Genomic DNA, 20,746 nt, shown 5'->3' on the forward strand with positions numbered 1-20,746 from the left:
AGTCGTGGTGTTTTTTTCTGGATCCATTTGTTTGGGATTGAGAGATTTTGGAATTGCTTTCTTAGTGGATCCATATTGTGTTTTGTTATCATTGTTTAGGTAGGATCTAGCTGATTTATTTTTTATAAATATATGAATATTAATATTATTAATTTGTATTTTAAATCTACCTATAAAAATTAGAACAAATTTGTTGATTTTTTGGATCCATTTATACAGTATAGAAAAAGAGCAGGATGCTTCATCAAAATGATCTGTGTACAGGATCACTTTAATTCTTAATTATCCCTTCTAGGCAATTATGGATATGGATATGCATAATCACCCAATGATGTGTTTTCACATGGTCGTGTGTATTTCCATACCTAATTGGGAGATACACAATGGAAAGAAATGTTTTAGACGAGATTAACAATAATAAAATGAGCCGTTACCAATGGTTCGTGATTCTGATTTGTATATTTTTGAATGTAATTGATGGCTTTGATGTCATGGTGATGGCATTCACTGCGCCTTCTGTATCGGCTGAATGGAGTTTATCTGGTGCACAAATAGGGATATTGCTTAGTGCAGGTTTATTTGGCATGGCAGCAGGTTCAATTTTTTTAGCCCCGTTAGCCGATAAAATTGGTCGTCGTTTCTTAATTCTAATTTGTTTGATTATTGCAGGCTTGAGTATGTCTGCATGTGCGATTGTGCAAAATCATACGATGCTGGCTGCACTGCGATTTATTACTGGTATTGGGGTCGGTGGAATCTTGGCAAGTAGTAATGTGTTGGCAAGTGAATATGCAAACGTACGTTGGAGAAGTCTAGCCGTCAGTTTGATGTCAACAGGTTATGGTATTGGAGCGACTCTGGGAGGCGTGCTGACTTTTGTTTTAATTGAGCATTTAGGGTGGCGTTCTGTTTTCTTGGCAGGTGGTGTTACAACTTTAGTGATGTTTAGCTTTGCTTTATGGTTATTACCAGAATCACTCGATTATTTGTTGGCCAAAAAGCCTGCGCGTGCGTTGGACAATACCAACGTAATTCTAAAGCGTATGCAGTTACAGCATTTAGACGTACTGCCACAATATGCACAAGTTGAACCGCAAAAAGGGGGGGATGTTGCCAAACTATTTCGTGGTCATCAGGGTTTTCAAACCTTGTGTTTATGGTTTGCATTTTTCTTGGTCATGTTTGGTTTTTACTTTGTGATGAGCTGGACACCAAAAATCTTAATTGCAATGGGTATGTCGCAAGATCAAGGGGTAAGCACAGGAATTTTAATCAGTATTGGGGGAATTTTTGGTGCCGCAATTATTGGGCTTTTGGCATCTCGGATTAAAATTTTCTACGCACTCAGCTTATTTTTAGGCTTAACGGCACTCTGTATTTTCTTATTTGTCGCAGTTTCATCACAAGTGAGTATTGCGCTGTTGGTTGGTTTATTGCTGGGCACACTTATTAATGGTTGTGTTGCAGGACTCTATTCAATTTCACCGACGATTTATGAGGCAGATATTAGAAGTCGTGGTGTTGGTTATGCGATTGGATTTGGGCGTATTGGAGCCATTTTATCTCCAACGATAGCGGGTCTATTTTTGGATCAAGGGATGACACCACAACATCTTTATGTTTACTACAGCATTGTATTTGTCTTGGCAATTTTCCTGATTTTAATCTTGGGTAAGGCCGTTTATCGACATCAAAAAAGTGAAAATTACTCTTTAAATACATCGATCTAAGTATCTGTTTAAAAAATAAAAGTTGAGACAAAAATGAAAAAGACATCTTTATGGATGGGGATCTGCTTGTGCCCAATTTTTGCAAATATGGCACATGCGCAATTCGTTGCAGATAGTCAGGCTGAAATCACCTTACGAAACTTCTATTTTGATCGGGATTATAAAAATGATCCTTATCGCTATACGGCTGCTCGAGACTGGGCTCAGGGACTCATATTTAAAGGACAGTCTGGCTATACCGATGGTGCAGTAGGATTTGGTGTGGATGTCCTTGCGATGACTGGATTTAACTTGTTAGGAAGTAAGGCAGATGATTACGCACGTACAGGTTTATTACCCGTCAATTCAGATAATTCTAGAGATGATTATTATGGAAAAATTGGCCTAACTGGTAAGGTTAAAGTAAGTAAAAATGAACTTTTTATGGGTGATCTCGTTCCACAACTGCCCACCATTTTTTCTTCTCCAGCACGTTTATTTCCACAAACTTATCGTGGTGTAAGAGTGGTGTCGAATGAAATTCCTAAACTGCAATTGGAAGGATTTTATGTCGATAAAGTCCGCCAACGCGATTCGATTCGCTATACCGATGTTGGTATTGATAATATAAATCAGCGCTTTGATCGGGCTGCAACAACCGATCATTTCTATACACTTGGGGGAGCTTATCAGCTCAGTCATGCCTATCGAATCCGTATGTACCATGCTGAACTACAGGACATTTACCAACAGCAATTTCTGGGTCTGAATGGTAAGCAGCCTATTTCAGATCAGTACAACTTTTTAACGGATGTTCGCTTTTTTAATAGTGATGATGCTGGAAATAAAAAAATCGGTGCTGTGGATAACCGACACTTTAGTGGGCTTTGGGGGCTCAATTTACAGGGGCATACATTATCCGTTGGTTATATGCAGTCCTTTGGCAATACCGGTTTGCCATTTTTATCCGGTGCTGAAAGTCCAGTTGTTTTAGATTTTATGAGTTCGGATTATTCAAACAAAGATGAAAAAGTGATTTCCTTACGTTATGACTATGATTTTAAGAATGTCCGTTTAGGCGATACTTCTTTAAATGGTCTACGTTTTATGACGCGCTATGCTAAAGGTGATGATATTGATTTATTAACATATGGTGACCGACGTTTTGAAGAAGAATCTTTAGAGTTTGAGCTAGGCTATCGTGTACCTGAAGGGAGTTTAAAAGGTTTAGGACTTAGAACACGTTTTTCTCATTATCGAAATGATATGCCGACCAATATGACCTTCCATTCAGCAAATGAAACGCGTATTAATGTGGATTATAGTTTTAAATTTTAATAGGATTTTTCATAATTAACCTGAATCCTGTTTAAGCCGATGTTTCAATAGTTTGAAGCATCGGCTTTTAAAATGGTAATGAGCTTTGTTGCAAAAAGCTGTTCGGAAGTTCTTATTCAGCAATATAACTCTCAGATAAGTATGCCGAAGGGTTGAAATCAAACCTATTTTGATGCATGGGGTTATTTTTTTATTTTGAAAAATACAGGATGCATTTAAAAAAATTGATGCTCAACAAGCTCAAATAGAAGTAAGGCAGTCCTTTGCCTTGTACTAAATACACTATATTTTAATAAATAAATTTTGAAATTTTATCTGCAGTTTCTATAACTTGTTGAGCGATGTTTGTTTTAAATGTTTGCTCATCATAGGTCGTAATTGGACAACTCACTGACAAAACAGCAACCATTTCTTTTGTTGATTGACGATAAATCGGTGCAGCACACGCAGCCATATCTTGATTATAGTGGCCCCAACTCACCATAGAATCTTGAGTTTTGACGTAGTTTAGTCGTTGAAGTAAGTCTTTTAAGTTTTGTGGTGTTAACTCTGAAAAAGTATCCCATTCATTAAATTTTCGATAACGATTTCGAACTTCTGTCTCTGCCAAGTTGGATAATAATAATTGTCCGATAACGGTAGCATGCGCAGGCCATCGAGTGCCCAAGGTAATAGTGCTGGTAAATGGCCCACTGGCTTGAACATTATTTACAAAAACAATATGTGTGCCTTCCAAAATAGATAAATGAACTGCGATTTTGGTTTGATCGCGTAATTCTTTCATTAGTGGTGTAGATAAATCCAGCAGGGAAAGCTTGGATAAACTATTAAAACCGAGCTCCATTACTTTTGAATCTAGCGCATAAGTTTTTTGTGATGCTTTTCTCAAATAGCCGCATGACTCGAGTGTATAAATGAGTCGAAATGCACTAGAACGGTTCACATCTATAATTTCAGCAATTTCTGAAATGGTCATTTCTTGAGCTTCGTGATTAAACGCTTGCAAAATTGCTAACCCCCGTACAAGGCCTGGTACTAAGTACCTTTCATCATTTTTTGCACTGTCAGACTCGTGTATATCTTCTTCGTTAATTTCACTCATTTGATTGAATTTCCTGCATAAAAAATAGGGGTTTAAGTTAGTGCATATTGCTTTATTTTGGGTCTATTCTAAAGTTAAAAATGGCATAAAACAACGTTTATATACAAAACAATATTTACATTAAAAAACATAACAAAATATCTAAATTTTATTAAGTTCATGAATTATATAGTTTTAAATTTATTGACATAAAAACATCAAGAGGATTATTCTTGCTATATGTTTTGAAAATAAATCAATGTTTTGTATATAAAACAAAATAGAGGACTCGGAGAATGAATTGGATTTCAGTTTGCGGCATAGAAGATGTCTCTGAAGATGAACCTAAAGCAGTGGATGTGAATGACAAGAAAATCGGTGTATTTGTGATTAATGATCACTATTTTGCGATTGAAAACATTTGCCCGCATGCCTATGCCTTGCTCACGGAAGGATTTATTGAAGATCAGACGGTTGAATGTCCTTTACATGAAGCAATTTTTGACATTACGACTGGTGAACTAATTAGTGGTCCAGGCTGCCGTCATTTAAGTACTTACCCTGTCCGTGTCGATGGGCAGGAAATTCAGATACAACTTTAAATCTAAGGAAGGGAAGAGAAGAGTGATGAAAACGTTTAACGAAAAGCTCGCCAGCTGGATTCATGCGATGCCAGCAACGGATGCGGGAATTAATAATATTCAGATTCCTGGTCATTCAGAGTTGTTGGTTTGGCAAACACGCTACAAAGAGCCAACGGTTTATGAGCAAGACTTTGTGAGCCAATTAATGAACGCATTCACAAATGGCGCAACGGCATTAGAGGAAGTAGTTGATGCCTTGAACCAGCAAGGTTTCCGTTCTGAAGCTGGTGAAAAATGGACTGCTGATTCTTTTACAGAAGAAATGCAACGTTTGGGCTATTGATCTAAGGACAGAAATCATGAACGCAGTTGTATCTATTACACAATCTACTGACGAATATTTGGCACTTGGTCTTCGTGATCAATGGCATCCCGTTTTAGCCAGTTGGGAAGTCGCAGCTAATCCAGTAGGAATTACTCGTTTGGGCGAAAATATTGTGGTTTGGCGTGATGCCGACGGTCAAATCCATGCACTTGAAGACCGTTGTCCGCACCGTGGTGCACGTCTTTCATTGGGATGGAATCTGGGAGATCGCATTGCATGTTGGTATCACGGTGTAGAAGTTCGAGGTGATGGTGTAGTTGCAGATGTACCCGCAGTACATGAATGTCCAATGACTGGGACAAAATGTTTAAAGAATTATCCTGTGATTGAGCAGCATGGGGCAATTTTCCTATGGTTTGGCATTGATCCGAATGAAGCACCCAAAGCATTGGAGTTTCCTGAACAGTTGGTGAATGAAGAATGGAGTGCATTTTTGTGTCAGGCGGATTGGAAAGTGAATCATCAATACGCTATCGACAATGTCATGGACCCTATGCACGGCACCTATTTACATTGTACTTCGCATTCTATGGCTGAAGGTGAGCGTACTGCTGAAATGAAGCATCGCACTACTGAGCACGGTTTTATCTTTGAGAAAGAAGGCCAAACAGGTGTGAACTTCGACTGGGTGGAATATGCCAATACTGGTGCAAGCTGGTTGCGTTTATCCATCCCTTATCGTAAGCAGTTTGGTCCGGGTGGTGAATTTTGGATTATCGGTTTTGCGACACCAATTGATGCTAATAACACTCGCGTGTTTTTCTGGCGTTGCCGCAAGGTCAGTGGCTGGCAGCGTAATGTATGGCGTTTCTTATATCGTAATCATTTAGAAAAATTGCATTGGGATGTACTTGAGCAAGATCGCATTATTTTGGAAAACCTCGCGCCGAATGCAAAAGAAAAAGAATTCTTATATCAGCACGATGTGGGCTTGGCACGTTTGCGTCGACTAATGAAGAAAGAAGCTGAAAAGCAATTAAAGAAAATTGCGGTTTTAGATACATCTTCACTGCCAGATACACCATAAGGATTGTCATATGACCAGTCATGCATTACTGCACGGAAAGAAAATCCTTGTAACGGGCGCAGCACGAGGTTTGGGCTTGGCTTTTGCTGAAGCAATTGCCCAAGCGGGTGCGCAAGTTGTCATGGCCGATATTTTATTGGATTTAGTCACAGCTGAGGCCACGAAACTCAAGCAGCAAGGTTTTTCAGTTCATGCGGTTTCACTGGATTTAGCCAATGCAGATTCAATTATATCTGCAGTGCAATTTGCACAGGACCAACTGGGCGGTATAGATGGTCTGGTGAACTGTGCCGCATTGGCAACAGGTGTTGGTGGCAAAGACTTAACTGAATATGACCCCGATTTATGGGATCGGGTCATGACCGTCAATGTGAAGGGTACATGGTTGATGGTGAAAGCCTGTACCCCTTATTTAAAAGCATCGGCTGCTGGAAAGATCGTGAATGTTGCTTCAGATACAGCACTTTGGGGTGCGCCCAAGTTAATGGCTTATGTCGCCAGTAAGGGTGCCATCATTGCCATGACACGTTCTATGGCACGTGAATTGGGTGAATTTAATATCTGTGTGAATACGCTTTCACCGGGTTTGACCTTGGTAGAGGCTACAGAGTATGTGCCTGCAGCACGTCATCAGTTGTATGTGACAGGTCGAGCTATTCAAAGGCAGCAACACCCCCAAGATTTAAATGGCACAGCTTTATATTTGCTATCTGATCTTGCGTCATTTGTGACAGGTCAAAACATTCCCGTCAATGGTGGTTTTGTCTTTAACTAAGGAATAATGAAGATGATCACAGGAATAGAAATTCTAAAATTTGGTGTAGAAGATAAAGCGGATGCGATTAAATTTTTATCGGACTTTGGCTTGTCTCAAACACACTCAGATATAGAAAATACGGAACTTTTCCATACCCAAAATGGTAGCAAAATCTATGTGTTTGATATGGGGGATGACCGTTTGCCCCCAGCGATTGAGGCTGGTTCAACTCTACGTGAAGTGACGTGGGGAGTGGAAAGTGATGCTGATTTACAGCAGCTTGCACAAAATCTCAAAGATGTGGATGGATTTGTTCAGGCGGATAATCACATTCAATGTCGTGATCCGAATGGAATGACTATCGTTTTTCAGCGTTCAATTACGCAGGAACTTCCTGACAAGAAAACTGAAGGAATTAATCAATACGGCAATGTTCAACGGATTAATGCTGCAAGCCCTGTGTATGACAAAGGTGAGCCTGTTGCGATTGGTCACGTGGTGTTCTTTACGCCAGATTTAGAAACGACTGAAGCTTTTTATAAAGAGAAGCTTGGTTTTCATTTGTCAGATGCATATCGCAAGCGTGGGGCATTTTTGCGTTGTCGTGGTGAAGGTTTCCATCACGATTTGTTCTTGCTGTCTATTCCAAATAAGCCCGCGGGACTGAACCATGTCGCTTTTGTAGTGCGTGATATTCACGAAGTGATCGGTGGCGGATTAAACATGAACCGCTCGCACTGGTCGACATTTATTGGTCCAGGCCGTCATCCAATTTCTTCTGCCTATTTCTGGTATGTCAATTCACCACTCGGTGGCGCATTTGAATACTACACCAATGATGATTATTTGACTGAAGATTGGACGCCACGTGTTGAAGAGCATTCGCTTGAACTCTTTACCGAATGGGCAATTGAAGGTGGATTGGATCATGAAACCCGACGTCAACATAAAGCCTAATGGTTTAGGGCAATAGCAAGGTGAATGACATGGAACGAATAGTTGTGGTTGGAGCAGGTCAAGCTGCAGGTTGGGCCGTAAATACCTTACGTCAAAGTGGCTTTTCTGGGGAAATTCATGTGGTTTCTGATGAAAATCAGATCTTTTATGAACGTCCGCCTTTGTCAAAACAAGTTCTGTCTAAAGAAGCCAGTTATGAGAGCCTGAATTTATTTACCGCAGAACAAATTGCTGAATTTAATTTGGAACTCCATAAACCTGATTCGGCAAAACGAATTGACCGTAACAGTAAACAGGTTTTTCTAGAAAGCGGGAAAATCTTGCCTTATGACAAATTGCTGATTGCGACAGGTAGTCGTGCCCGCGTTCCAGTAGCGACTTGGATCAATATTCCAAATGTGATGACGCTGCGCGGAGTACAAGATTGCCAACGATTATCGGACAAAATTGAACAATCGCATAGGATCGCCATTATTGGCGGTGGCTGGATTGGTCTGGAAATCGCTTCGACAGCACGTAAACAAGGCAAAACGGTGCATGTGTATGAATATGCAGAGCGTCTTTGTGGTCGAAGTGTTAGCCCAGAAGTTTCTGATTTTTTAAAGCAGATACATAGCGAGGCAGGTACTGAAATTCATTTAAATAGTCAGCAATTGCATTTAATTGAAGCGTCCAATCAAACCGTAGAGGTATTGAATTATCCAGAGCCCAGCCAAGTATTTGATTGTGTGGTGGTCGGTGCTGGTGCAGAAATTGCGAAAGAATTGGGAACTGATGCGGGTCTAGAAGTTCGAGATGGGATTGTTGTGAATGCTTATGGACAGACATCCGATCAAGATATTTATGCAGCCGGTGATGTGGCGACACATCCAGTATTGGGATACTGCATTCAATCGTGGGCAAATGCACAAAATCAAGCCATTGCAGCTGCAAAATCCATGTTAGGGATGGACACAGAATATGCCGACATTCCCTGGTTATGGTCGGATCAGTATCACTGCAATATTCAAATTTTGGGCACATATCAACCTAAGCTGCAGCCCAGTTTGGTTATACGAGAAACCAGTCCAACCCAGAAGAGCTATTTGTACCTAGATGCAGAAAACAGACTCATTAATATGATCGCCGTGAATGATTCCAAGTTAGTCAAGCTGGCTAAGCGTTGGATTCAAAATCAAACGGTTTTAGATCCAGAACAACTTAAAAACCCTGAGTTTAATGTCATGAAATTAAAACCGTAGCGTTTTTTTCACTACGTTGAGCCAGATCAAAGGAATGTTAAATATGCTGAACGATGTAGAAGAAAAGAAGGGGTTGAAGCATTGGATACCTGCTTTTGTATTAATGGCGTGTGTGGTACTCGCGTTCTTTGACAAGATTAGTATCGCTGTATTGTTTTCAGACCCGCACTTTCAAGATGCAATGGGGATTGCACAAGATAAAGCAAAATTAGGCTGGTTAATGACAAGCTTTCTTTTGGCTTACGGATTTTCCTCGGTTTTTTTAAGTTTTTTGGGCGATATTTTTAACCCAAAGAAAATGCTGTTTTGGAGTGTAACGTCATGGGGAATCCTCATGTTGTTTATGGGATTCACTACACATTACGGCACCATGTTGTTTTTACGTGTGTTATTGGGTATTGCCGAAGGTCCACTCTTTGCCTTGGCCTATAGCATCGTCAAGCAGACGTATTCGGATCATCAGCAAGCACGTGCTTCAACCATGTTTTTGCTTGGAACGCCGATAGGTGCATTTTTAGGCTTCCCAATTACGGCAGCAGTACTGGCTAAACATGACTGGCACAGCACATTTTTTGTCATGGCGGGCTTGACGCTGATTGTCATGATTCTGGTTTCGGTTGGGCTACGCAATTTGACTCTGCGTAAAACGATTGAGCTGGAAGATGCCAGCACACGAGTGAACTTTCAAGGTCATGTACAAAACACCAAAAGTTTATTGAAAAACGGATCGTTCTGGTTAGTTTGCTTCTTCAATATTGCCCTGATGACTTATTTGTGGGGGCTGAACAGCTGGGTACCGTCTTACCTGATTCAGGATAAAGGCTTCAATTTAAAAGAGTTCGGCTTTTATTCAAGTTTACCTTTCATTGCCATGTTGGTCGGTGAGGTATTGGGAGCGTTATTTTCCGACAAATTAGGTAAGCGCGCGATTCAGGTCTTTGCTGGTTTATTGATTGCAGGGATCTCTCTCTATTTCATGGTGATTATGACCAATCCATTCATGATTATCGTATCAATGTCGGTCAGTGCATTTTCTTGGGGATTTGGTGTAGCCGCAGTCTTTGCTCTTTTAGCCAAAGTAACGACAGCAGATGTTGGCGCTACAGCTGGTGGCATTTTCAATGGCTTAGCGAACTTCGCCAGTGCGATTGCTCCAGTGCTGATCGGCATGATTGTAATGAAAACAGGCAGCTTTAATCTCGGTATCACATTCTTAGCAGTGGTGGCAATTGTAGGTTCATTTTTCCTTACCCCATTGCTTAAACGTTATTAAAAAGATTTTCAGTAGGAGTGAAAAACATGAGTTCTCAGCAATTTGAAACATGGAAACAGCCGGAAGGCACAAACTTAGAACAATGGCTGAATACCCGTATTGCACGTTTTGAGACGCGTAAATATGACTTTGATGCGTTGAAATTCCAAGCCGATTACGACCCGAAGTATCGCCGTGCGCAAATGCGCTACATGGGGACGGGTGCAACAGGTGTGGTGGCGGATGGTAATACCGTTCCAGCTGAAAATTTCACATTCTCTACCATGGTTTTACCCGCACAGTGTGAAGGTCCATTGCACATTCACCATGATGTGGAAGAAGTATTTTTTATGCTGCGTGGTGAAATTGATCTGTTTATCGAACACAACGGTGAAAAGTTTCAAACGCGTTTAAAAGAGCGTGATCTGATTTCAATCCCGCCCGGTATTTATCGTGGTTTGTTTAATCCGGGACAAGAAGATGCCTTGATGTGCGTGATGCTCGGTGCTGGAAAACCAACAATTCCGAACTATCCACCTGAGCATCCTTTGTCTCAGATTGAACGCAACTAATGTAAGACAGGGAAATACAGATGACACTTATTGAAACATTGAAACACTTCCCGATTCAGCTGGTTGATATTAATGGCGATCAACAGGCCTATCGGGAAGCTGGAACAGGCGATCAGTATTTGGTGCTGTTACATGGTATTAGTTCTGGTTCTGGCTCGTGGGTCAATCAATTGAATGAGTTAAGTCAGTATTTTCATGTCATTGCATGGGATGCACCAGGCTATGGTTTGTCTGATGCATTAACAACGCAGACCCCCAATGCGGAGGATTATGCTCAGCGTTTAGCTGCGTTGTTTGATGCACTTCAAATTCAGCAGGCGATTGTTGTGGGGCATTCCCTTGGGGCATTACAGGCGAGTGCGTTTGCTCGCCTGTATCCTCAACGTGTTCAGCAATTGGTTATTGCCAATGTGGCCCAAGGCTATCAGCGCTATCGTGCAGAGCAACAGGCAGAAGTGTATGCCAAGCGCCCCAAAATGTTGGCTGAGCTGGGCAATCACGGATTAGCACAAAGCCGCGGACCCAATTTAACGTATTTAAAATTACCACAAACCCTAGCGCTGATTGAGCATGTGATGCAGAACTTAAATTTGGGCGGATTTACCCAAGCATCCTACTTATTGGCTTATGACGAAATTCGAAATTATTTGAAAGATTTAGGCGGGAAATGCGTGATCGTTGCTGGACAGCAAGACAGCATTACCCCATCGCAAGCAATTGCTGAATTGGCTCAGGAAATGGATTGCCAAAACTATATTGAGATCGCTGAAGCGGGACACCTCAGTTATGTCGATCAACCCAAAGCATTTAATGCAATTATTTTGTCTGCAACGCAGCATTGAAACGAGATATCAATTATGAGCTTCCAAATAGAAGGGAAAGTAGCAGTTGTAACAGGTGGCTCTTCAGGCATTGGTTTAGCTGCTGTCGAAATCTTAGTGGCAGAAGGTGCCAAAGTCGCATGGTGTGGTCGGGATGAACAACGCCTTGCTGAATCAAAACTTTATATTTTAGAAAAATATCCGAATGCGCAGGTTTTTACACATGCTTGTAATGTGCTGGCGCAGTCAGAAGTCAACTGCTTTGCACAAGCAGTGAAACAACAGTTTGGTCATGTCGACATGTTGATTAATAACGCAGGTCAAGGTCGCGTTTCAAATTTTGACAATACGCAAGATGAAGATTGGATGAAAGAAATTGAGTTGAAATACTTCAGCGTACTGAACCCTATTCGAGCATTCTTAGATGATTTGAAACTGTCTGCATTTGGTTCAATTACCAATGTGAATTCATTGTTAGCCCTGCAACCCGAGCCGCACATGATTGCGACTTCGGCAGCACGCGCAGCGTTGCTGAATTTGACCCATTCACTATCACATGAATTTATTCAGTATGGCATTCGTGTCAATTCCATTTTGTTGGGCATGGTGGAATCGGCGCAGTGGAAACGCCGCTATGCAGACCGCTCTGACCAAAATCAAACTTGGGAAGAATGGATCGGCAATATTGCACAAAAGCGTGGAATTCCAATGCAACGCTTAGGTAAACCAGAAGAACCTGCTCGCGCTTTGGTTTTTCTTGCATCGCCATTGGCTTCATATACCACAGGAACAGCACTCGATGTTTCAGGTGGTTTTAACAAACATATTTGAGGACAGACATGAAGCAACTCATGATGATTGGATTCGGCGCGATGGCGTCAGAAGTCTATACCCATTTGCCACATGACCTTGAATTGAAATGGGTTGTGGTACCAGCAGATAGCATTGCTGATGTACAAGCAAAATTATCCGATAGTGTGCAAGTAATTTCAGATATAACTCAATGTGATGGTACGCCTGATTATGTCATTGAAGTTGCAGGTCAGGCTGCGGTTAAAGAACATGCGAAAAAAGTCTTAGCGCAGGGTTGGACCATTGGGCTGATTTCAGTCGGGACATTAGCAGACAGTGAATTTCTTGCCGAACTTAAAGCAACGGCTCAACAACATGGCGCGCACTTACATTTATTGGCGGGCGCCATTGCAGGAATTGATGGCATTGCGGCAGCCAAAGAGGGCGGGCTTGATAAAGTGGTCTATAAGGGTTGCAAAAGCCCGAATAGCTGGCGGGGCAGTTATGCCGAGCAGTTGGTCGATCTTGATCGAGTCACAGAAGCTACGGTGTTTTATCGCGGAACAGCACGTGAAGCAGCGTTAAAATTTCCAGCCAATGCCAATGTGGCTGCGACCATAGCACTTGCAGGCATGGGCCTGGACGACACCACAGTAGAGCTCACGGTTGATCCGACGATCACTAAAAACAAACATACCATTGTAGCGGAAGGGCGCTTTGGTGAAATGACCATTGAGCTGATGGGCGTACCACTTGCGTCAAACCCAAAGACCTCAACATTGGCTGCGCTCAGCGTGATTCGCGCATGTCGTAATAGCGTTGGAACGATTCAGATTTAAGAGGGATAAAGTCATGGTAAAGGAACTGTATATTGCAGGTGAGTGGCGTTTGGGTCGAGGCAATGTTATCCAAAGTACATTTCCAGCAGACAATTCGGTGAATGCCGAAATTTCGACAGCCAGTCCGGAAGATATTGAAGAAGCCATTCAAAAAGCTGATCAGGCTTGGCGTGAACCCACGTGGCGGAACAGCTTGCCACATGAGCGTGCCAAAATTTTATATAAAGTCGCTGACCTTATTGAGGCGCGTGTTGATGTACTTTCGAAGTTACAAACCCGTGATAACGCGAAGCCTTTAGCAGAAACACGTGGCTTAGTGATGAGTGCTGCAGCAACTGCACGCTATGTAGCGGCTGCTTGTGAAACCATGAATGATGAACTGACTTCACAACGTGCACAAGACTTCATGAGCATGAGCGTGCATGAACCGGTGGGCGTCGTGGCGGCAATTACCCCATGGAATTCCCCAATTGCCAGTGAAGTGCAAAAACTTGCACCAGCATTGGCAGGTGGTAATGCCGTGATTTTAAAACCTGCCGAAGCAACCTCTTTAATCGCACTTGAATTGGCGAAAATCTTTGAAGAAGCAGGCTTACCGAAAGGTTTGCTCAGCGTGTTGGTCGGTAAAGGATCTGTGGTGGGGGATGCCATCGTCAAGCATCCATTGGTGCGTAAAATTTCCTTCACGGGCGGTACAACTACAGGACGTCACTTGGCGCATATCGCGGCAGATAAATTGATCACCACCTCACTCGAACTGGGCGGGAAATCTCCCACGATTGTATTGCCTGATGCTGATGTCGAATTGGCGGTAAAAGGTGTCGTATACGGAATTTTTAGTTCCGCAGGTCAGGCATGTATTGCAGGTTCTCGTCTGTTTATTCATAGCAGTCTTTATGAGCAGTTTTTGGCACGTCTAGTTGAAGTCACCGAGAAACTTCGTGTCGGACATCCTGAACAAGCCGATGTGCATATCGGTTCATTAATTAACCGAGCGCATCTAGAGTCAGTTGATCGTTATGTCCAACTGGCAAAACAAGAAGGTGGCGAGATTCTAACGGGTGGTCAAGCAATCACTGAAGGCGAGTTCGAGAAAGGTAGTTACTATTTGCCGACTATTATTACCGGCTTAAATAACAATGCTCAAGTGTGCCAAGAAGAAATTTTTGGACCAGTTTTGGTGGTCATGAAATATGACAATGAAGCCGATTTATTGAAACAGGCCAATGACAGTTGTTTTGGTTTGGCAGCCGGTATCTGGACGGAAAGTTATCGTAAGGCTTGGCGTATTGCTCGCGCTTTAGAAGTGGGCACAGTGTGGATTAACACCTATAAGAAATTTTCCATTTCAGCACCCTTTGGTGGCTTTAAAGACAGCGGTATTGGTCGTGAGAAAGGGCGTCAGGGCATTTTGTCCTATATGCAACAAAAAAGTATTTATATCGGACTGAATGAGACGCCAAACCCTTGGTCAGACTAAGCATCAGTCAGCACAAAGTTAAACAGATAGTAAAACAGAATTTTTAGAGGAATATATTCATGACGGAACGTGTCAATGTAGGTGAAGCAATTGCCCGCGTATTAGAACAGCACAATGTAAACAGTATTTATGGCGTCATTTCAATTCATAACTTACCGATTGCCGATGCAGTGGGGCGCCGTGAGAAAATTCGCTTTGTTGCAGCGCGTGGTGAAGCGGGTGCAGTGACCATGGCAGATGCCCATGCACGCTTTAAAGGCTTGGGTGTTGCCTTAACCAGTACAGGTGCTGGCGCAGGTAATGCGGTGGGCTCATTAATTGAAGCTATGAACGCAGGTAGCCCAGTTTTGCATTTAACGGGTCAGGTGGAGCGTGAATATCTGGATCGTGATGCCAGCTTTATTCATGAAACCAAAGATCAGCTTACGTTCTTGCGTGCTTCAAGTAAGGCCGCCTTTCGTATTACCAGTCCAGACAATGCCGTTGGTGTCATTCGTGAAGCAATTCGTGTTGCCACGACTGTGCCGATGGGGCCCGTCAGTGTTGAACTTCCGATTGATGTTCAAGCAGCAGAAATTGATTTACCACTGGATTTAGGACCAGTCAAAGCGCTCCAATTACCACAAGCCAGTGATGCTGAAATCGAACTGATTAGCCAGAAACTTCAACAAGCCAAACGTCCAATGTTCTGGGTGGGTGGTGGTGCTTTACATGCGGTAGAGGAAGTTAAAGCGATTGCTGATTTAGGCATTCCAGTGGTGTCTTCAACGCATGGTCGCGGTATCTTGGCAGATGCACATCCACGCAGTTTAGGCGCATTTCATAACTCGGCAGCAGTTGAGCAATTACTGAAAGAGTCTGATTTAGTGGTGGTGGTAGGTTCACGTTTACGTAGTAATGAAACTAAAACTTATTCGGTTGAATTTCCTGAAAATATTATTCAGATTGATGCCAATCCAGTGGCTCAGCAACGGAACTACAAGATTCGGCATTTTATTTGTGCAGATACCAAAGACACTTTGGCACGCGTGTTAACTCAGCTCAATGGCACATCAAAGGTTGATGCAAACTATGACCAAGCGATTGTGGCTGCTAAAGATACCGCTGTTGCAGCCTTACGTAAACAAATGGACCAATACGCCTTAATTTGTGATCATTTACGTGCAGCACTGCCTGAAGATGGCATTTTTGTTCGCGACATCACCATGTCGGGTAGTACATGGGGGAGTCGCTTATTCCCATTACAAGCACCGAACCGAAATATCCACTCACTTGCAGGCGCAATTGGTTTGGGGCTTGCTCATGCAATCGGGTCAAGTATTGCCAATCCAGACAAGAAAGTTGTGGGCTTGGTCGGTGATGGTGGCTTGATGCTCGGGATTGGTGAAATCGCAACCATGGTGCAGGAAAATACTGACATGGTGTTAATGATTATGAATGATGGCGGATATGGCGTAATGCGCGGTATTCAAAATAACTATTTCAATGGTCGACAGTATTACAACGAATTGCATACCCCAGATTACAAGCTTTTAGGCGAATCAATGGGCGTAAAAAGCTGGAAAGTCGGTAGTGCAGAAGAATTTAAGACAGCGATTCAAGCAGCTGTTGCACTGAATGGTCCCGCCATTATTGAACTGGATATGCATTCGATTGGGCCACTGAACTTTGCTGGTCCTCCTCAAAAGAAACTGTACTAATAGACTCTCTGCGGAGTGCTGAGTTGGACTAACTCAAAAAATAATCTTTTCTTTCTATGCTACGTGCCTCGGTACGTAGGGTAGAACACATGCTAAAAAAAGGTGAATCAGACGTGCAAAGCAAAAGGATGACTTGCTTTGGCCAATACAAGCCAATTTTTTTTTAGCAAAAAATAAAACAAACATTGTTTTGTATGTAAAACAAATAATGCAAAGCTTGTAATGGCAAGCCAATGAGGAAGTATAAATGAAAAACCAGATGATGGCTGTTGTGGGTGTAATGATGTCATGCTTGGCGACAACAACATGGGCTTCAGAGTCAGCGCTAGAATGGAACAGTGATGATGGAGCTGCTGCATTGAAAGTGGGGGGGGTTGTTCGTTTTAACCATCGTTATGAAAGCTGGCCCGAAAGTAAAAACCGTGGATTTGGTAAAACTGATTTTGATATTTTACGTTTAGATATTACAGGGAAATATGAGGATGTATATTTAAATAGCAGTTTCTTATTGCAAGATCATGAATATACCTCGATAGAAAAAGCATATATTGGTTATAAATTTAACCAAAATAATAGCCTCGAAGCTGGTTTTGTATATAAACCATTCGCAATTTATCCTTATCCGCAAAATGGGTGGACTTATCATCTTCCATTTTTCTTGGGCTATGGTAATAACATTGCACCAGGTCTGAATTGGAATTATAACGATAAAGATTGGGATATTAAGTTGGGCTATTACCCAACCATGCTGGAAACCAATATGCGTTATTCACCGGAAAGTGGGAGCTATGATGAATTAAATAATACATTCCCGAATCAGAAAGCCTATCAAAATGAAAAGCGCAATCAGTTCAATACACGTGTAGTAAAAAAGTTTGATACAGGCGTGGGGCAGCAAGAACTCGGGCTATCAGGCGCCATTTCCCAATTGCATAATAAAACTACGGATAAAAATGGGCAATATTATGCGCTTGGTGTACATGCAAATACCAATTTCAATCGTTGGAATGTTCAGGGCTCAGTCATAGATTATAAATATGATGCTGAGAATCCTGAGGGTATCAGCAATGACGTGACTTTAATGGGAACCAATGGTTTAACTCCATCTTATTTCATTGCTTCTGAAGGCATTATTTCGAGCTTGAATATTGCTTATACTTTACCAGTGAAGGATATGGGTAAATTAAAGGCAATTAAGTTCTATAATGACTTTAGTTATTTAGATAAAGAACGTAGTGACTGGTCAGCCTCACAAATGAATACGACAGGCATGATGTTTATTGCTTCACCATTTTTGGTGTGGGCCGATTATACTTGGGGTAAAAATTCTAATATCATTGGAGGTTCAACCAACAGTACGGGGTATACCTCAACCACCTCACAAAATAGTGATAAGTGGTTATACCGTGTAAATATAAATTTTGGATTTAAGTTTTAAGCTAATATTTTCGTATTGCCGTAAAGTTAAAATTTTAGCTTTACGGATTTTTTAATTTTAATGGTTAATGTACTTATTTATTTTGTATTCAGTAGATGATTTTATTTGTAAATGATTTTTAATTAATAATATTCTTATATATTTATAAAATTTATGATCCATCATTTAAAAATCAAAATTTTATAGGGTGTATTAAGTTTTTTGAAATAGTCTTAGAAGTTTATCAAAATCATGTTTTAAATTAGAATAATCAATCATTTCATAAATTTTTGAAAGACGGCAACCCCAAAAAATAGGGTATTAATTTTTAGTTGAGGTTCTTGAAGGAGCATAATTTTGGCTCAACTGCAAAGTGAGGTTGATGTAGTCATTATTGGTGGTGGTCAAGCGGCACTATCGACTGCATATTTTTTAAAACGGAAAAAGATTCCATTTATTATTTTAGATGATCAGGTTCAAGCTGGTGGAGCATGGTTACATGCTTGGGAGTCCCTACGTCTATTTTCTCCAAATACTTGGAGTTCTTTGTCGGGGTGGATGATGCCGACAACCACTCAGCCTTATCCGAGCAGAGATGAAGTCATTGCATACTTAAATGCTTATGAGCAACGTTATCAGTTTCCCATAGTACGTCCGATCTCTGTAGATCATCTTGAACAGCATGCTCAATCTTTAGATGTTTATGCGGGAGAAAAGTTTTGGCGAGCAAAGGCGGTGGTCAGTGCAACTGGCACTTGGGGGCAGCCTTATATTCCTGTGTATGAAGGCATAGAAAACTTTGAAGGGCTTCAAATACATTCGGCCGATTATGTAAATGCTGAACCCTTTAAAAATAAGAACGTGATGGTTGTTGGTGGTGGCAACTCAGGTGCGCAGATTTTGGCTGAAGTGTCAAAAGTAGCTGAATGCACTTGGGTCACTCAGAACCCCCCACAATTTCTTTCGGATGATGTGGATGGTCGAGTCCTGTTTTTTCGGGCAACGGAACGTTTAAAAGCGCAATTAGAAGGACGCCATGTCGACCAGCCTGTGGGCGGTTTGGGAGATATTGTGATGGTGGAGAGTGTTAAAGATGCCAGAGCGCGTGGCGTCTTACATAGTCGAGAGCCCTTTTCAGCTTTTAATCAACATGGTGTGATTTGGTCAGACGGCACACATCAAGCCATCGATGCTGTCATTTGGTGTACCGGCTTTAAGCCCGCACTAAAGCATGTAAATAGCCTTAATATTGTCGAGCCTGATCAGACTGTTGCTGTGCAAAATGGTCGATCTTTAAAAGTGCCGAATTTATGGTTCGTGGGTTATGGCGAGTGGACTGGAATGGCATCCGCCACCTTAATTGGGGTGTCACGCACTGCACGTGCAACGGTCGATGATATTGCGGCGTACTTGAACGCTCCATGCTGAAGTAGAACAGCTTAGAATTCATAATGTGAATGAATGCCATTATGAATTCTTGATTCATCTCATCATGAGCAAAAAAAAGGTCTAAGCAACCACTAGACTGGTTTTGCCCAGTCAAGCTTATATAAATCTTGAAAATCGCTCGCGATAGATACTTTCTTCAGGTAATAACTCTAACAAACGCAGCACAGCATCATTTCGCTCAGGTACATAACTAATAATCTTTAATAATTGGTCGATGTCTTGCATTTGATAAATCAAATGGCTTAATCGGGCATCAAAACTTTCGCGCCATGCACACAAAAAAGGGCTCTCTGTTTTAGCTAAAAAACAACCTTTGTATAACGAAAACGTACTGGCGAGAAATCCTGCATTCAATGATTGTTCAGCTTGTAAAAAATCGCATTGTACTTCACAGGTTAATTTGTATATGCGAGCTTCGATGCAGTCAGGTAACAAATTCCGAAGTTGTGACAATTCTGCTTTCAGTGTTTTAGTACTGACGTCACGCTCTCCATATAAGGCGTAATGAAGTTCCTCTAAGCTAATCCCATTCGAACGTAAAGCCAAAATACACAGAATCTCAATTTGTCGATGTGTTAATAACAGTTGGGTTTGATTGAATAATACTCTAGGTGTGCCTAAGGCATTAATGCACAGTATATTTTTTTGTTCAATTAAAAGAGATTGACGTACGAGGTCGGCACAGCGTTCAACGGCTAAAACGCCCAAAGGCGTATGTTTTTTATATTTGGTCGAGAGATTAATCACGCCATGAAATTGATTTGAAATCGGGTCTATGATTGGCGCTGCGTAACAGACCCAATCTCGAACACTATTCATTTGATTCTCATGAGAGTGAACACAACGGGAACGTTGACTATTCAGTGCCAAGCCAATCGCATTGGTGCCGACGGCTTGAGTAGACCATTGTCCTCCCTCAACAAAATGAACCTGTTCCGCAGACGATAACATTGTTCGACTACTCCACGTCCATAGCAGAGTCCCATGATGGTCGGTTAGTCCTATTGCCATGTCAGAATCGTGAGCAATTCTTAAGAGTTCTTCATAGGTATGATGAATAGTACGTCTGAATAAAGAAAAACGCTCTTCCTTGGGTAGCGTCACTAAGGGTGCCGCATTCACATCGACTTGATTGACTAAATGCGTTGTTTGTAAGCGTGTATTCAATTCTTCTAAATTATTCATTCCATATTCCTTCATGGCTGAGCTGAAATATCCATTTGTGCCCAATAGTAATAATTTCATCCTGTCATTTTATGACTGTAAATTGCATGATAAATTTTGATGATTGACGGAATTTCTCCTAAGCCTGTGAGCGGATTTATTTTCAACGGCATCCCAAAAA

The 20,746-nt window shown here is 41.7% G+C and carries 19 protein-coding genes; 17 read left to right on the top strand and 2 right to left on the bottom strand.

Going from position 1 to position 20,746, the window contains the following annotated elements; all coding sequences use genetic code 11:
- Nucleotides 1-383: 383 nt before the first annotated feature.
- Together AC6CHI_RS03115 and AC6CHI_RS03120 are read left to right on the top strand one after the other, a co-directional pair.
- A complete protein-coding gene (locus AC6CHI_RS03115) occupies nucleotides 384-1,730 on the top strand; it encodes an MFS transporter (RefSeq protein WP_498119374.1) in 1,347 nt (448 codons plus the stop codon).
- A 33-nt stretch (nucleotides 1,731-1,763) separates the two neighbouring features.
- Entirely contained in the window at nucleotides 1,764-3,047 is a 1,284-nt protein-coding gene (locus tag AC6CHI_RS03120; RefSeq protein ID WP_498119375.1) for an OprD family outer membrane porin, read from the top strand.
- Nucleotides 3,048-3,336: 289 nt separating this feature from the next.
- Here the strand turns inward: AC6CHI_RS03120 and AC6CHI_RS03125 are convergent, their stop codons facing one another.
- Nucleotides 3,337-4,149: an IclR family transcriptional regulator gene (locus AC6CHI_RS03125; protein WP_458890568.1), complete on the bottom strand. Its 813-nt coding sequence runs from the start codon at nucleotides 4,147-4,149 to the stop codon at nucleotides 3,337-3,339.
- A 275-nt stretch (nucleotides 4,150-4,424) separates the two neighbouring features.
- Between AC6CHI_RS03125 and AC6CHI_RS03130 the strand changes: the two genes are divergently transcribed.
- The 15 genes from AC6CHI_RS03130 (at nucleotide 4,425) to AC6CHI_RS03200 (ending at nucleotide 19,380) form a co-directional block, all read left to right on the top strand.
- Nucleotides 4,425-4,730 carry a non-heme iron oxygenase ferredoxin subunit gene (locus AC6CHI_RS03130; protein ID WP_458890567.1) on the top strand — a complete coding sequence of 102 codons (306 nt, stop codon included), beginning with the start codon at nucleotides 4,425-4,427 and terminating at the stop codon, nucleotides 4,728-4,730.
- A 25-nt stretch (nucleotides 4,731-4,755) separates the two neighbouring features.
- A complete protein-coding gene (locus AC6CHI_RS03135) occupies nucleotides 4,756-5,055 on the top strand; it encodes a recombinase-like helix-turn-helix domain-containing protein (protein WP_498119376.1) in 300 nt (99 codons plus the stop codon).
- A 16-nt stretch (nucleotides 5,056-5,071) separates the two neighbouring features.
- Nucleotides 5,072-6,124: a Rieske 2Fe-2S domain-containing protein gene (locus AC6CHI_RS03140; protein ID WP_498119377.1), complete on the top strand. Its 1,053-nt coding sequence runs from the start codon at nucleotides 5,072-5,074 to the stop codon at nucleotides 6,122-6,124.
- A gap of 10 nt (nucleotides 6,125-6,134) precedes the next feature.
- Nucleotides 6,135-6,899 carry an SDR family oxidoreductase gene (locus tag AC6CHI_RS03145; protein WP_498119378.1) on the top strand — a complete coding sequence of 255 codons (765 nt, stop codon included), beginning with the start codon at nucleotides 6,135-6,137 and terminating at the stop codon, nucleotides 6,897-6,899.
- 12 nt (nucleotides 6,900-6,911) lie between these two features.
- Nucleotides 6,912-7,838 carry a VOC family protein gene (locus AC6CHI_RS03150; protein WP_498119379.1) on the top strand — a complete coding sequence of 309 codons (927 nt, stop codon included), beginning with the start codon at nucleotides 6,912-6,914 and terminating at the stop codon, nucleotides 7,836-7,838.
- A 29-nt stretch (nucleotides 7,839-7,867) separates the two neighbouring features.
- Nucleotides 7,868-9,079, top strand: coding sequence for an NAD(P)/FAD-dependent oxidoreductase (locus AC6CHI_RS03155; protein ID WP_498119380.1), 1,212 nt, complete (start codon nucleotides 7,868-7,870; stop codon nucleotides 9,077-9,079).
- A gap of 43 nt (nucleotides 9,080-9,122) precedes the next feature.
- Nucleotides 9,123-10,352: an MFS transporter gene (locus AC6CHI_RS03160; RefSeq protein ID WP_498119381.1), complete on the top strand. Its 1,230-nt coding sequence runs from the start codon at nucleotides 9,123-9,125 to the stop codon at nucleotides 10,350-10,352.
- 26 nt (nucleotides 10,353-10,378) lie between these two features.
- On the top strand, nucleotides 10,379-10,903 hold the full coding sequence (locus AC6CHI_RS03165) for a cupin domain-containing protein (RefSeq protein ID WP_498119382.1): 525 nt from the start codon (nucleotides 10,379-10,381) through the stop codon (nucleotides 10,901-10,903).
- Between the two features lie 20 nt (nucleotides 10,904-10,923).
- Nucleotides 10,924-11,745: an alpha/beta fold hydrolase gene (locus tag AC6CHI_RS03170; protein ID WP_458890559.1), complete on the top strand. Its 822-nt coding sequence runs from the start codon at nucleotides 10,924-10,926 to the stop codon at nucleotides 11,743-11,745.
- Between the two features lie 15 nt (nucleotides 11,746-11,760).
- Entirely contained in the window at nucleotides 11,761-12,555 is a 795-nt protein-coding gene (locus AC6CHI_RS03175; protein WP_498119383.1) for an SDR family oxidoreductase, read from the top strand.
- Between the two features lie 8 nt (nucleotides 12,556-12,563).
- Nucleotides 12,564-13,355: an aspartate dehydrogenase gene (locus AC6CHI_RS03180; protein ID WP_458890557.1), complete on the top strand. Its 792-nt coding sequence runs from the start codon at nucleotides 12,564-12,566 to the stop codon at nucleotides 13,353-13,355.
- Nucleotides 13,356-13,368: 13 nt separating this feature from the next.
- Nucleotides 13,369-14,835 carry an aldehyde dehydrogenase gene (locus AC6CHI_RS03185; protein ID WP_498119384.1) on the top strand — a complete coding sequence of 489 codons (1,467 nt, stop codon included), beginning with the start codon at nucleotides 13,369-13,371 and terminating at the stop codon, nucleotides 14,833-14,835.
- Nucleotides 14,836-14,894: 59 nt separating this feature from the next.
- Entirely contained in the window at nucleotides 14,895-16,535 is a 1,641-nt protein-coding gene (locus AC6CHI_RS03190; RefSeq protein WP_498119385.1) for a thiamine pyrophosphate-binding protein, read from the top strand.
- A 259-nt stretch (nucleotides 16,536-16,794) separates the two neighbouring features.
- Nucleotides 16,795-17,973, top strand: coding sequence for a hypothetical protein (locus AC6CHI_RS03195; protein WP_498119415.1), 1,179 nt, complete (start codon nucleotides 16,795-16,797; stop codon nucleotides 17,971-17,973).
- A 336-nt stretch (nucleotides 17,974-18,309) separates the two neighbouring features.
- Nucleotides 18,310-19,380, top strand: coding sequence for an ArsO family NAD(P)H-dependent flavin-containing monooxygenase (locus tag AC6CHI_RS03200; RefSeq protein WP_498119386.1), 1,071 nt, complete (start codon nucleotides 18,310-18,312; stop codon nucleotides 19,378-19,380).
- Between the two features lie 117 nt (nucleotides 19,381-19,497).
- Here AC6CHI_RS03200 and AC6CHI_RS03205 read toward each other — a convergent pair whose 3' ends face one another.
- Nucleotides 19,498-20,586, bottom strand: a complete 1,089-nt coding sequence (locus tag AC6CHI_RS03205; protein WP_498119387.1) for a winged helix-turn-helix domain-containing protein — start codon at nucleotides 20,584-20,586, stop codon at nucleotides 19,498-19,500.
- Nucleotides 20,587-20,746: the final 160 nt, after the last annotated feature.

The organism is Acinetobacter sp. GQ146 (assembly GCF_059758585.1).